10 protein-coding genes and 1 other RNA gene are annotated in these 13,301 nt (G+C 40.6%); 5 read left to right on the top strand and 6 right to left on the bottom strand.

Going from position 1 to position 13,301, the window contains the following annotated elements; translation table 11 throughout:
* Window positions 1-26: 26 nt before the first annotated feature.
* Window positions 27-124, bottom strand: an RNA gene (ffs, locus tag QT74_RS08180) — signal recognition particle sRNA small type.
* 173 nt (window positions 125-297) lie between these two features.
* On the opposite strand from ffs, the gene QT74_RS04830 reads away from it, so the two are divergent.
* From QT74_RS04830 to nspC, 3 genes are all read left to right on the top strand, one after another.
* Window positions 298-1,638, top strand: a complete 1,341-nt coding sequence (locus QT74_RS04830) for a COG3014 family protein (RefSeq protein ID WP_001914229.1) — start codon at window positions 298-300, stop codon at window positions 1,636-1,638.
* Window positions 1,639-1,746: 108 nt separating this feature from the next.
* Entirely contained in the window at window positions 1,747-2,712 is a 966-nt protein-coding gene (gene cheV1, locus QT74_RS04825; protein ID WP_033765075.1) for a chemotaxis protein CheV1, read from the top strand.
* Window positions 2,709-3,926, top strand: coding sequence for a carboxynorspermidine decarboxylase (gene nspC / locus QT74_RS04820; protein ID WP_033765072.1), 1,218 nt, complete (start codon window positions 2,709-2,711; stop codon window positions 3,924-3,926). Before cheV1 ends, nspC begins: the two co-directional genes overlap by 4 nt.
* 32 nt (window positions 3,927-3,958) lie before the next feature.
* Here the strand turns inward: nspC and lpxE are convergent, their stop codons facing one another.
* The 4 genes from lpxE to QT74_RS04795 all read right to left on the bottom strand — a co-directional run bounded on the left by lpxE (window position 3,959) and on the right by QT74_RS04795 (window position 10,596).
* Window positions 3,959-4,495 (bottom strand): lipid A 1-phosphatase LpxE, encoded by a 537-nt coding sequence (gene lpxE, locus QT74_RS04815; protein WP_229261590.1) that lies wholly within the window; start codon window positions 4,493-4,495, stop codon window positions 3,959-3,961.
* Between the two features lie 49 nt (window positions 4,496-4,544).
* On the bottom strand, window positions 4,545-6,110 hold the full coding sequence (gene eptA, locus QT74_RS04810; protein WP_033765067.1) for a phosphoethanolamine--lipid A transferase EptA: 1,566 nt from the start codon (window positions 6,108-6,110) through the stop codon (window positions 4,545-4,547).
* Window positions 6,111-6,736: 626 nt separating this feature from the next.
* Window positions 6,737-8,848, bottom strand: a complete 2,112-nt coding sequence (locus QT74_RS04800) for a SabA family sialic acid-binding adhesin (protein WP_033765065.1) — start codon at window positions 8,846-8,848, stop codon at window positions 6,737-6,739.
* A 467-nt stretch (window positions 8,849-9,315) separates the two neighbouring features.
* The gene (locus QT74_RS04795) at window positions 9,316-10,596 is read right to left on the bottom strand and encodes a citrate synthase (protein WP_000117448.1); all 1,281 of its coding nucleotides are present in this window, start codon (window positions 10,594-10,596) and stop codon (window positions 9,316-9,318) included.
* Window positions 10,597-10,795: 199 nt separating this feature from the next.
* Here QT74_RS04795 and icd point away from each other — a divergent pair, with 199 nt between their 5' ends.
* Both icd and QT74_RS04785 read left to right on the top strand, forming a co-directional pair.
* Window positions 10,796-12,073, top strand: coding sequence for an isocitrate dehydrogenase (NADP(+)) (gene icd, locus QT74_RS04790; RefSeq protein WP_033765063.1), 1,278 nt, complete (start codon window positions 10,796-10,798; stop codon window positions 12,071-12,073).
* Window positions 12,074-12,140: 67 nt separating this feature from the next.
* Window positions 12,141-12,668: a DUF1523 family protein gene (locus tag QT74_RS04785; RefSeq protein ID WP_001873619.1), complete on the top strand. Its 528-nt coding sequence runs from the start codon at window positions 12,141-12,143 to the stop codon at window positions 12,666-12,668.
* Here QT74_RS04785 and bioD read toward each other — a convergent pair.
* Window positions 12,645-13,301 (bottom strand): dethiobiotin synthase, encoded by a 657-nt coding sequence (gene bioD / locus QT74_RS04780; protein ID WP_033765061.1) that lies wholly within the window; start codon window positions 13,299-13,301, stop codon window positions 12,645-12,647. The genes QT74_RS04785 and bioD overlap by 24 nt on opposite strands.

The raw sequence follows: 13,301 nt of genomic DNA, 5'->3' as shown, positions 1-13,301 counted from the left end.
AAAAAGCTAATATTATTTTGAAGCACTCCTATTCAGATGGCTAAGGCACACAAGAAATTAGGGGACTCTGCTGTATTCCTACCCTGAAGCGTTACCCTAAATTCCTATTGCATAGGTCTAAATAAGAGCTTAGGGATCATTTTAGCCATAAAAAGCTTATGTTTTCATTAAAAATGTTATGATACGCTCAAATAGTCAAGCAAAAAAATGTCAATTAAAAGGGTTAGATTGAAAATATTCGTTCTGTTGATGTCGGTAATTTTAGGAATATCATTAACAGGTTGCATAGGCTATCGTATGGACTTAGAACATTTTAACACGCTCTATTATGAAGAAAGCCCTAAACAAGCTTATGAATATTCCAAACAATTCACTAAGAAAAAAAAGAACGCTCTTTTATGGGACTTGCAAAACGGCTTGAGCGCTTTATACGCCAGAGATTACCAGACTTCTTTAGGGGTATTAGATCAAGCCGAGCAACGCTTTGATAAAACCCAAAGCGCTTTCACAAGAGGGGCTGGTTATGTGGGCGCTACCATGATTAATGATAACGTGCGTGCTTATGGGGGGAATATTTATGAGGGCGTTTTAATCAATTATTACAAAGCGATAGACTACATGCTTTTAAACGATAGCGCGAAAGCTAGGGTGCAATTCAACCGCGCGAACGAACGCCAGCGCAGGGCTAAAGAATTTTATTATGAGGAAGTTCAAAAAGCCATTAAAGAGATCGATTCTAGCAAAAAGCACAATATTAATATGGAACGCTCTAGGGTAGAAGTGAGCGAGATTTTAAACAACACTTATTCTAATTTAGACAAATACGAAGCTTATCAGGGCTTGCTTAACCCGGCGGTTTCGTATCTTTCAGGGTTGTTTTACGCTTTAAATGGGGATAAGAACAAGGGGCTAGGCTATCTTAATGAAGCCTATGGGATCAGTCAAAGCCCTTTTGTAGCCCAAGACTTGGTTTTTTTCAAAAACCCTAACAGGAGTCATTTCACTTGGATCATCATTGAAGATGGTAAAGAGCCGCAAAAAAGCGAATTTAAAATTGATGTGCCTATTTTTATGATCGATTCGGTTTATAACGTGAGTATAGCCTTGCCCAAGCTAGAAAAAGGGGAAGCGTTTTATCAAAATTTCACTCTTAAAGATGGAGAAAAAGTAACGCCCTTTGACACTTTAGCCTCAATAGATGCGGTGGTCGCTAGCGAATTTAGGAAGCAGTTGCCCTACATTATCACTAGAGCCATTTTATCGGCTACTTTTAAGGTGGGCATGCAAGCGGTAGCGAATTATTATTTGGGGTTTGTTGGAGGGCTAGTAACTTCATTGTATTCAGGTGTGAGTACCTTTGCAGACACCAGAAGCACGAGCATTTTTGCCCATAAAATCTATCTTATGCGTATCAAAAATAAAGCTTTTGAAAATTATGAAGTTCGAGCTGATTCTATTGACGCTTTTTCGTTTTCCTTAAAGCCTTGTAAAAGATCGCTTGAAAACCCTAAAGTCATTGACGCTAGGGAATTGCTTTCTGGGTTTGTAGCAGCCCCACAAATCTTTTGCTCTAACCGCCATAATATTTTATACATCCGCAGTTTTAAAAACGGGTTTGTTTTGAGTCATTTAAAATGATTTAAAAAACCCCCACCAAAGGAATTTTAGTTTTTAAGTGTCGTTGGCATTAAACACAAACACGATATAATTATAAAACGATACGAAAACCTAAATTAAGGGGAAGTCATGGCTGATAGTTTGGCGGGCATTGATCAAGTTACGAGTTTGCATAAAAATAACGAGTTGCAATTGTTGTGTTTCAGGCTGGGTAAAAACAAGGATTTGTATGCGGTCAATGTCTTTAAGATCCGTGAAGTGGTGAAATACCATGGCAACCTCACCATCATTAGCCACGAAAACAATTCGCTCGTTGAGGGGCTAATCATTATAAGAGAGCTCACCATTCCCTTGATTGATATGAAAAAATGGTTTTATTATGACAGCCAAAACAAAAACAAGGATTTACGCCCTTATAGGATAGAAAAAGACAAGGGCGAAGACGATATTGTTATGATTTGTGAGTTTTCTCGTTGGACCATAGGGGTTAGGATCTATGAAGCGGATAGGATTTTGAGCAAGAAATGGACTGAAATGGAGCAAAGCGCTGGGCTAGGGGGATCTGCAGGCAATAACAAGCTCGTGAGTCGCACGCGCTATTTTGATGGGCGCTTGGTGCAAGTGGTGGATATTGAAAAAATGCTTATAGATGTGTTCCCTTGGATTGAAGATGAAAAACACAACGATTTAGAAACGCTTTCTAAAATCCATTCTAACCAGTGCGTTTTGCTCGCTGATGACTCCCCAAGCGTTTTAAAAACCATGCAAATGATTTTAGACAAGCTGGGCGTCAAGCATATAGATTTTATCAATGGTAAAACCTTGCTAGAGCATTTATTCAGCCCAACAACCGATGTGAGTAATATTGGCCTGATCATTACCGATTTAGAAATGCCAGAAGCGAGCGGTTTTGAAGTGATCAAACAGGTTAAAAACAATCCTTTGACTTCAAAAATCCCTATCGTGGTCAATTCTTCTATGAGCGGCAGCTCTAATGAAGACATGGCCAGGAGTTTAAAAGCCGATGATTTCATCTCTAAGTCTAACCCTAAAGACATCCAACGGGTGGTTAAGCAATTTTTGGAATTAGCATGAAAAAATACGGCGCTATCCCCACCCCTTGCTATGTGCTAGAGAGCGAACGCTTAGAAAAAAACGCCAAGATTTTAGAAATCGTGCGCCAACAAAGCGGGGCAAAGGTTTTGCTCGCTTTAAAGGGGTATGCGTTCTGGCGTGAGTTTGGGATTTTGAGGCAAAGATTGAACGGGTGTTGCGCGAGCGGTCTTTATGAGGCTAAGCTCGCTTTTGAAGAATTTGGGGGGCGAGAGAGCCATAAGGAAGTTTGCGTTTATAGTCCGGCTTTTAAAGAGGCTGAAATGAGTGCGATTTTACCCCTAGCGACAAGCATCATTTTCAACTCTTTTTACCAATACGCTACCTATAAAGACAGGATTTTAGACAAAAACAAGCAATTAGAAAACTTGGGCTTAAGCCCCATTAAAATGGGTTTGAGGATCAACCCTCTTTATAGCGAAGTAACCCCAGCGATTTATAACCCATGCGCTAAAACAAGCCGGTTAGGGATTGCACCTAGCGAATTTGAAAAAGGGGTTAAAGAGCATGGGTTAGAGGGGGTGAACGGGTTGCATTTCCATACGCATTGCGAGCAAAACGCTGACGCTTTGTGCCGGACTTTAGAGCATGTAGAAAGGCATTTCAAGCCTTATTTAGAGGGCATGGAGTGGGTGAATTTTGGTGGAGGGCATCATATCACTAGGAGCGATTATGATGTGAATTTGCTCATTCAAACGATCAAAGATTTTAAAGAGCGCTACCACAATATAGAAGTGATTTTAGAGCCTGGGGAAGCCATAGGGTGGCAATGCGGGTTTTTAATTGCAAGCGTGATAGACATCGTTAAAAACAGCCAAGAAATTGCGATTTTAGACGCTTCTTTTAGCGCTCACATGCCGGATTGCTTAGAAATGCCCTATCGCCCTAGCATTCTTAAAATTTCCATAGAAAATGATGAAGAGCTTATTGAAGTTGAAAAGGGCGAAAACCAAGGGGCGTTTTCTTACTTTTTGGGCGGCCCTACTTGTTTGGCGGGGGATTTTATGGGGAGCTTTAGTTTTGATACGCCTTTAAAAAGGGGCGATAAAATCTTGTTTAAAGACATGCTCCATTATACGATCGTTAAAAACAACTCGTTTAATGGCGTCCCGCTCCCAAGCCTGGCTAAAATAGACGAGCAAGGTTTTAAAATCCTTAAAAACTTTTCTTATGAAGATTATAAAAACAGGAATTAAAGCTTTAATTAAGTTTTTTTAATTAAGTTTTTTTAATTAAGTTTTTTGGGGCTTGTAAAAAGAGCCACGCACAACATTCCAACGCCAAGCCCGGCCAACACCGCGCCAATGGTGTGCATGTCTAAATAAATGCGAGCGAGCATGGTTAAAGGGACTAGGGGTAAGAGCCAAAAGTATTTTTTAAAAGAATAGCGGCGCATTAAAAACGCCACCGCCAAACCCACCATAGACGAATGCCCGCTTGGCATGTTGAAATTACCCCCATAAGGGCGCTCGCCCAAACGCTGATCGTTGATTGTTATATGGTTTAAGGCTCTTTTGGTGGTGTGCGTGAGAATAGTTGTAGCGATAGAGGCGTTAGCGACTTGAAAAAGCCCTATCGCATCTCTTTGGATTAAAGGAATCGCCACAGATAAAATCGTAGGGATAAAGCGCGCGTAATGCTCGGTGAAATGAAACACCAAAGGCACGCTAGGCTGTTTAGGGATTTTAGGGAAAGGTGCAAAAACACCTAGTAAAATCAAGCCCAAACTGAGTGCTAACAAAGTTTTAGAAAAACTTTTAGGCAGGCTTTCACAAAATTTTTGTTTAAATAAGAATTTTTTCATGCGTGTTATTTTACTCTTTTTTGTGTTTAAGCAGGTCTAAAGAAGGGCGATAAACAACGCTTGGGTTTTTAAAATCCAAAAACACCCCTAAAACGCTATGGAAAATCACATTTTGATTAATGGGGGTTTGGGTTTGGATAATGGAATGCTCCTTTTTAAAAAGATCATTGGCATAAACGATAAAGGGGATCTCGTATTGCTCTTTAGGGGCGATGCTTTTAGGAATGCCATGCAAATAGAACGCTTCTTCGCCCAAGCTTTCGCCATGATCGCTTAAATAAATCATTAAAGCGGGCTGTTTGGCTTTTTTGAGCATGCTAATGATTTTGTCTAGCAGATAGTCGTTGTAAAAAATGGTGTTGTCATAGGCGTTAATCAAGCTTTCTTTGGAGCAAGAAGACAGATCGGCGCTTGAGCAATAGGGCTTAAACACCCTAAAATTTAAAGGCACTTTGTTGTCGTAGTTTGGGCCATGCGAGCCGGCAAGGTGTAAGATGAGCAAGACATTTTCATTAGAGTGTTCTTTTAAAAGGTCAGGCAAATTATAGAGTAAGGATTCATCATAAGGAGCGATCGCTTCACAATTGGGGCATTTTTGAATCAATTCATAGTTTTTACGATAGCTTGTAACCTTAACATTCTTTTCGCCGTCATTCGCGCTATACCAAAAGACTTTGATACCGGCTTTAGTCAAGTAAGTGGGCAAATTTTCATAGGCGTTGTTTTTAAAAGAAGAATCTAAAATGCATTCCAAACTCGCTGTCGTGTAAGTGGCGCAAGAAGTGGCGTTGAAAAGAGTGAGTTCATGATTTTCTAAGCGTTTGCTTAATCTTGGGGTGGTGGGTTTTTGATAGCCATAAAGGGCGTAATTATGTTTCCTAGCGCTTTCGCCAATGACTAGCACCACAAACGAATGAGAATGGTTGGGCGAAAAGAGAGGGAGCGGCTTGATAGTGGGGGCGAAAAATTTGAGAGCGCTCACTCTAAAAGCGTTCACACTATAAGCGAAGGGCAAAATTAAGCCCCCTATGAATTTCGCATGCTTATCAAACCACAGCCAATTTTTAGCGTTAGCTAAAGCGCTAGCGATAAAAATAAACACTAACGCCAAGATCGCTAAAAAGGGCGCTTTTTTAGAAGAATTTTTGATGGGGATTTTATAAATGATATAGCCAGGTAACACCCCAAAAACAACGATAAAAACAAATAATTTAACGCTCAAAAAGCCTAAAACTTCATGCGTGTTGGTGTTTAAGACATTACCCATCATGCTCTTATTTAAAAACACCTTATAAGCGCTAATGAAATAGAAAGCGATGGAATTGAGCCAACTAAAAACAACCGCGCTTAGGCGCATCAAATGAATAGAGATCAAACCTAATCCCAAAAAAAGAGCGCCATTCACGCAAAAAAGCACCACAACCATCATGGCGATAAAACTAACCTGGTTGCTTTCTTTATAAACATAAGCGAACAAAGGGAAATGGTATAAAACGCCAAAAATAAGGCTATAAAGCAAACCGGCTTGCAGACAACTCAGGGGTTTTAAAAACTTCAGATGGAATAATGATGCCAAACACGCCCCTTAAAATCAATCAGTCTTAGGATTATATCGTAGGTATGGGGATTTTATGGTTTATTTTAAAGTGGAAAGTGCGTTTTTTAGGGTGGTTGCATTTAAGAGCTTTAAAGCGCGTTTGTTGCAGGATTTCATCACGCCCCATAGTTAGGATATGGGGCAAATCCAAATAAGGAGCATGCCATAAAGCTAAAAGTGGGAAGCGTAAAAGTGGCAAACGCTCTTGGAAACTATTATACCTTGAAATTTCTTTTTCTTGGTTTAAGGTAGTGTTTTTGATGAAACGCTAATTTCTAAGAGCGTTCCCTAAGCCTAAAAAGCTTAGGGGTTTCCTTTAAAAAGCGGGTTTGTCCTTGACTTTGGGGCGTTTTTTGGTTAGTGGAGCGCGCGAACGCTAAAGATGTTTGAGGTTTCTGCTTTGGGTGGTTTTAAAAGGATCGCTTGAATAACGCTAATTTTTATTTAGATTGTAAAAAACGTCTTTGAGTATTTTTTGTGATTAACGCTTGAAGTCAAAAAACTTTGTTTGGTGGAAAAAATTAAAAAAAGCTAAAAGAAAAGTCAGTTAAAAGAAGTGGATTAAACCCCCTAAAAAGAGGGTTTAAAAAGGGGGTTTTAAGCTTTTAGTAAGCAAACACATAGTTGAGATACACGCTATAAAGCCTGCGGTATTGCAAGGTAGTGCCTAGCAAAGAATAGTAATTCGTGTTGATCGTGGGGATCTTCACGCCTAATTCCATGCCATGTTGCGCGCTATGATCAGCGCCTCTCCTCTTATTCCTAGCGAGATTGGTTCTTAAGCCCAAATTGAATAAGAATTGGAAATTCGCCGTGTTGATTTTAGCTTTATAGTAATTGTTCACGTTCGCTAAATTCACATACTGGGAATTAAGCCATGAAGTCCCGGCTAACGCAATACCGCCAAACGCGCCAAAAGAAATTTTGTTGTTTTTGGTGGCTTTATCGTTGATGAAATTCACTAACAAATCGCTCCCCACGCCATAGGTCCAAACATCAGAAGAGGCGTTGAAAAATTGGGATTTATTATAGGTGTGGTTGTAATCCACAAAGCCATAATATCTGGCGCCCCATCGTTTATTTTCTCCAAAAAATTGCTTGTAGCCCACTTGAAAGCCGATCCCGTTCATCGCGCCGTTGTTGGTGGTTGAAGCGGCGATTAAGCCAGCGCGTCTGAAAGGGTTATTGCCTAATTCTTGACTTCTAGATTGCACTTGAGAATGGATGTTGGAGTCAATATAGTAATTATCCTGTATGCCTTGCGGGCTATAAGGGTTGTTCTTTTTACTCACCACATTTTGCAAAGATTGAGCGTCAGGCAAGCTTGAGACAGCGGCTGTGATGCTGTCATAGTGTTCGCCTAGCTTTTGGTATTGGCTGCTGAAATTCGCTAAAGTGTAGGCGAGATCTCGTGCATGGTTGATTTGATCAGCTTGGTTGCCAAAATGAGCGAGGCTGTCTTTTAAGGCCGTTACGCTTTGTTCCACATACGCGCAACCGGCTCCCCAAGTGTTAGAAGTAACCGTGCCGGATGGCGTGCCACGGAGATTGCCATCGCTACCCTTTTCATGGCATACCCCTAAAGAGTCTTTCACAAAGGCTGCAGGGATTCTTTCAAAGTCTTTCACCACTTGTTGGGCGCGGTTTAAAATTTCCGCTTGCGCTTTGGCGTTAGCGAACATGCTTTGAGCGAAGTCAGCGTCCTTGTAGGGGTTGAATGTTTTTCCGGCGTCCAGGTTGCTTTGGTTTTGCGCGTTTGCGGTAACGATTTTGGATTGCTCTACGGCTATTGCAGCGTTTTTGATCATGTCTTGAATCGCGCTGATTTCGTTTTTAAAAGATCCGCACGCTGTCCCATCGCCGCCTATATCTTTCCAATAATTTTTACCGCCATTGCTCAACCATGGGCATGCTTCATTAAGGGTGGTTAAAATAATGCTCGCTTGTTGTAAAAGCTCTTGAGCGTTGTTGGAGACTTTGATGTCCTCTTTAGTTTCTTTATATTCCCCATTGACCCACTTGATTGAAACAAATTGCCCGTTAGTCCATGGGAATTTCCATCTTTCTCCTGGTTCGACAGTATTGTTTTTCTTCCCTTTAATTTCAAAATTAAGTTCTTTGGTGTCGCTTAAAGCGGGAATATCTTTCCCACTGCTCCCGAAAGCCTTTTGGATGATTTGATAAGCTCTATTGATTTTCGCGTAATTTTCAGTGGATATACCGCTCCACTTTCCTGGTTCATAAAACGAATCGCAAGTAATGGTAGTCCCCCCATTTGATGGCACATTTTCAAAGGTTTGAACGCCTCCATTTTTGTCTTTGTTACTACCAGGACCACAAACGCTGATCGCATAGCTCATCACTTGCCACAAACCCGCTGCTGCATTCAAACTCAAAAGCACGGCTTGATACGCCGGGGAATTGGTTTTATCATTGATTAAATTCTTCGCGCTCGCATTCAAATTAGTCCTTGTGTTATTGATAGCGATTGGGTCGGCAGATTGCTTGATGAGAGTGTTTAGGACGCTATAGCTCGTTAAAAGATTGTTCAATCTTTCATAGCTGTCTGAAAGATCTTGAATGCCTTTGGTGTTTTTCACCATTTGGGTGGATTCACCGATTTGATAGCCCACACTGACAAAAAAGCCGTTGTCTTCAGCGCTTAAAGCGGAAACTAAAAGCGAACCTAAGGTTAATGACAGAAATTTTTTCTTCATGTTTTCTCCTTTTTCCTTTTAAAATAAGATTGAAATCGTTGGTGAGCCTTGCAGAAATGTGTCTTTAAGTAAAGCCATACTGCAAGCTTTCGTTAATATAGTATAAATTGATGGGATTTTGACATTAATGAGGCGTTTTTGCTCTTTCAAAAAAAAAAAAAGGTTTTTGTGTTGTTTCTAAACAAATATTAAACCAATGAAAATGATTTTTAAAGAAATGAGGTTGTTTGAAGAGAAGTAACCATAAAAAAAGGGGGGTTAATTTTATTTTAAAAGCTTATTTTTTAAGTGAAACTCATTTTCTTAAGAATATAGGTGGTATTTGAAATAGCTCTCCCTACAACCCCCTTAAATATCCCCCTAAGAAGAGCGCTTTTTAATCAAGTTATCGCTTGACTAGCGTCAAGCTTTTCTTATTAGCGCTTTACGCAAGCTTTTTACTAAAAACGCTAAAACATTTTGAGATTTTATTTCCCTACATAGACTTGTCTTGGGCGTGTGATCCTGGCTTGCGGGCTTTTGATATGCTCTAAAAGTTGCGCGCACCAACCCACGGTCCTACCAATGACAAAAACCGGCGTGAAAAAACGCACCGGGATTTTTAAAGCCCTTAAAATGGTGCCGGAGTAAAAATCCACATTGGGGTAGAGATTCCTTTCAATGAAATACTCGTCTTTTAGGGCGATTTCTTCCACTTTTGCAGCGATTTCGCTCAAGCGTTCGTCCATTTTAACGCCCTTTTTATGCAATTCGTCTTTCAAGCCTTTGAGGATTTTAGCGCGCGGATCGTAACTCTTATACACCCTATGCCCAAAGCCCATAAGCTTGAAGCTGTCGTTTTTGTCTTTCACTCTTGCGATGTATTTATCCACATTTTTCACATCACCAATCTCTTCTAATTGGATAAGCACTTTTTCATTCGCTCCGCCATGCAAATGCCCCCATAAAGCGCTAATACCCGCGCTAATGGCTGCATAAGGATGCACGCCGGTGCTAGCGACATTCCTTACCGTGGTAGAAGAAGCGTTTTGCCCATGATCGGCGTGTAGGGTTAAGATTTTATCAAAGGCTTCCACTTCTAGGGGCGTGATTTCTACTTCGCCTTGAGTGGTGTGTTTCAAGCGGCTATAAGGATAACCTCTCAGCATAAAAAGGATATTTTCCACATAAGAACGCGCAATATCCGGATAAATGATAGGTGCTCCCACTTCATTACGATAGCAAATAGCCGCAAGCGTGGGGATTTTAGCGACAATTCTTCTAGCCATGGTTTGGTAATCTTCTTCAGTGTGCATGTTTTGGTGCGTGGAATAAAGGGTGGATAAAATAGACACACCGCTAGAGAGTTTCGCCATAGGGTGGGCGTTGCTAGGGAAGGCTGAAAACATGTTTAATAGGCTTTCATGCACAAAACTTCTGTGGCGTAATTCCAGTTCAAATTCTAAGCTTTCATCTTTATTTTTGGGTAGTTCTCCTGTGAGTAAGAGTCTGCACACATCTACATATTCGTAGTTAGCGACAAGATCTTCTATTTTATGCCCTCTATAATACAATTCGCCTTGTTTGCCATTAATGTAGCTAATGGTGGATTGGCAACCGGCAGTGGAAGAATACCCTGGGTCGTAAGAAAAAAGCCCAGTCGTTTCAAAAAGTTTGGAAAAATCCACCGCTTTAGGCCCACGAGTGCATTTAATGGTTTCAAATTCATAGCGTTCATTGTTTTCATTGTTGATTAAAGTAACAGACATTGTGATTTCCTTAAGTATTTGATAGCGTTCAGCTCCTTATTATAAGCCAAAAAATTAAATGATTTCTTTTTAAAAACATTTCGTTTTTTCAAGTTATTTTCAATCGCTACTTTTAAACACGCATTCAAAAAAGATTTTTAGGGGTTATAAGTATTTTTGCGCTAGTATAATCATTCAAACTTTAGAAAAAGGATAGACAATGGCTTACAACCCTAAAATTTTACAAAAGCCTAAAGAGGGCGAAGAAATTACGATTAAGGGGGGGAAATTGCATGTGCCAAACCACCCTATTATCCCTTTTATTGAAGGCGATGGCATTGGATCAGATATTACCCCAGCGATGATTAAAGTGGTGGATAGCGCGGTTCAAAAAGCTTACAAAGGCGAGAAAAAAATCGCATGGTATGAAGTGTTTGTGGGTGAAAAATGCTATCAAAAATTTAAAGATCACAAGGAATTAAGCCCAGAAGAGCAATGGCTCTTACCGGACACTATTGAAGCGATCAACCATTACAAAGTCTCTATTAAAGGGCCTTTGACCACGCCTATTGGTGAGGGGTTTAGATCGTTAAATGTAGCGTTACGCCAAAAAATGGATTTGTATGTGTGCTTGAGACCGGTAAGGTGGTATGGAAGCCCAAGCCCGGTTAAAGAGCCAGAAAAAGTGGATATGGTGATCTTTAGAGAAAATTCTGAAGACATTTATGCGGGCATTGAATGGCAAGAAGGCAGCGCGGAAGCGAAAAAACTCATCCATTTTTTACAAAACGAACTAAAGGTTAAAAAAATCCGTTTCCCTGAAAGCAGTGGCATAGGGGTAAAACCCATCAGCAAAGAAGGCACAGAAAGGTTGGTGAGGAAAGCGATTGAATACGCCATTGATAACGACAAGCCAAGCGTAACTTTTGTGCATAAAGGTAACATCATGAAATACACCGAAGGGGCGTTCATGAAATGGGGCTATGCGCTCGCTCAAGAAGAATTTAACGCTCAAGTCATTGACAAAGGCCCATGGTGTTCTTTGAAAAACCCTAAAACCGGTAAAGAAATCATCATTAAAGACATGATCGCTGATGCGTTCTTGCAACAAATCCTTTTGCGCCCTAGCGAATACAGCGTCATTGCGACCATGAATTTGAACGGGGATTATATCTCTGATGCGTTAGCGGCGATGGTGGGGGGCATTGGTATCGCTCCTGGGGCTAATCTCAATGACACGGTGGGCATGTTTGAAGCCACCCATGGCACCGCTCCTAAATACGCTGGGCTGGATAAAGTCAATCCGGGTTCTATTATTTTGAGCGCGGAAATGATGTTAAGGCATATGGGCTGGGTGGAAGCGGCTGATTTGATCGTCTCTGCGATGGAAAAAGCGATTAAAAGCAAGAAAGTAACTTACGATTTCGCTCGTTTAATGGATGGGGCTAAAGAAGTGAAATGCTCTGAATTTGCTAGCGTGATGATTGAAAACATGTGAAAGAGCGTTTTTTAAGCTCTGGTGTTTGAATGCGAAAAAAAGGCTAATACTATCATAAGGAATGAAGTTGATAAAATTTGTGCGTAATGTGGTTTTATTCATTTTAACGGCGATCTTTTTAGCACTCATGCTTTTAGTGAGCTATTGCATGCCCCATTATAGCGCGGCTGTCATTAGCGGGGTGGAAGTCAAAAGAATGAATGAAAATGAAAACACGCCCAATAATAAGGAAGTAAAAACCCTTGCTAGAGATGTCTATTTTGTGCAAACTTACGACCCTAAGGATCAAAAAAGCGTAACCGTTTATCGTAACGAAGACACGCGTTTTGGCTTCCCTTTTTATTTTAAGTTTAATTCGGCTGATATTTCAGCTCTCGCTCAAAGTTTAGTCAACCAGCAAGTGGAAGTGCAATACTATGGCTGGCGGATCAATTTGTTTAACATGTTCCCTAATGTGATTTTTTTAAAGCCCTTAAAAGAGAGCGCTGACATTTCAAAACCCATTTTTAGCTGGATTTTATACGCCTTGCTGTTAGGGGGCTTTTTTATCAGCGTGCGTTCTGTTTGCACTTTATTTAAGAGCAAAGCTCATTAATTCTTTTAGGCTTTGTTGGAAAATCACCATGGGGTTATTGGAGCGTGTATTAAAAAGCTCAATATAGGGCAAACTGATGCTGTGAAAAGCGGTGTTGTTTTCTCTTAAATTGATAGCGATTTTATAGTCTAGTTGGTGGGATTTCAATAAAAAATCATTCAGCAAACAATCATTAATCAAGCCCAAATTATCATGGCTAATCAAAAGCATTTTGGCTTTTAATTTTAGGGCCAAATCCAGCATGTTTTCTTCTAAAGTGATAGGCACGCATAACCCCCCAGCCCCTTCAACGATGACTAAATCGTAAGTTTTGGTGAAATTTTGGAGGCGTTGGATTAAATGATCTATATCAATGGAGGCGTTTGGATCTTCTTCTTGTTGGGCGATGAGAGGAGCTGAAGCTTTATGATAACGATAGAATGAAATGTCTTTTAAGGTTAAAGAGCGATCCAAAAGGCGGTTATCTTGCAAGAATAGATGCGCGTCGCTAGAGTGGTTGGTTGCATCATTGACGCCGGTTTCAATGGGCTTTAATAGAATCGTTCTAACGCCACAAGCGTTGCAATATTGGGCTAATAGCCTAGCGCATGTGGTTTTTCCGGCATTCGTGTTAGTCGCGCTGATAAAGAGCAT

Source organism: Helicobacter pylori SA213A (assembly GCF_000476275.1).
Taxonomy (GTDB): domain Bacteria; phylum Campylobacterota; class Campylobacteria; order Campylobacterales; family Helicobacteraceae; genus Helicobacter; species Helicobacter pylori_CL.
This window is presented reverse-complemented; position numbering and strand designations above follow the sequence as displayed.

Coding starts and splice junctions, on each gene's coding strand:
- QT74_RS04830 (WP_001914229.1), top strand. CDS start 298: ATGGACTTAGAACATTTTAACACGCTCTATTATGAAGAAAGCCCTAAA.
- cheV1 (WP_033765075.1), top strand. CDS start 1,747: ATGGCTGATAGTTTGGCGGGCATTGATCAAGTTACGAGTTTGCATAAA.
- nspC (WP_033765072.1), top strand. CDS start 2,709: ATGAAAAAATACGGCGCTATCCCCACCCCTTGCTATGTGCTAGAGAGC.
- QT74_RS04800 (WP_033765065.1), bottom strand. CDS start 8,848: ATGAAGAAAAAATTTCTGTCATTAACCTTAGGTTCGCTTTTAGTTTCC.
- QT74_RS04795 (WP_000117448.1), bottom strand. CDS start 10,596: ATGTCTGTTACTTTAATCAACAATGAAAACAATGAACGCTATGAATTT.
- icd (WP_033765063.1), top strand. CDS start 10,796: ATGGCTTACAACCCTAAAATTTTACAAAAGCCTAAAGAGGGCGAAGAA.
- bioD (WP_033765061.1), bottom strand. CDS start 13,301: ATGCTCTTTATCAGCGCGACTAACACGAATGCCGGAAAAACCACATGC.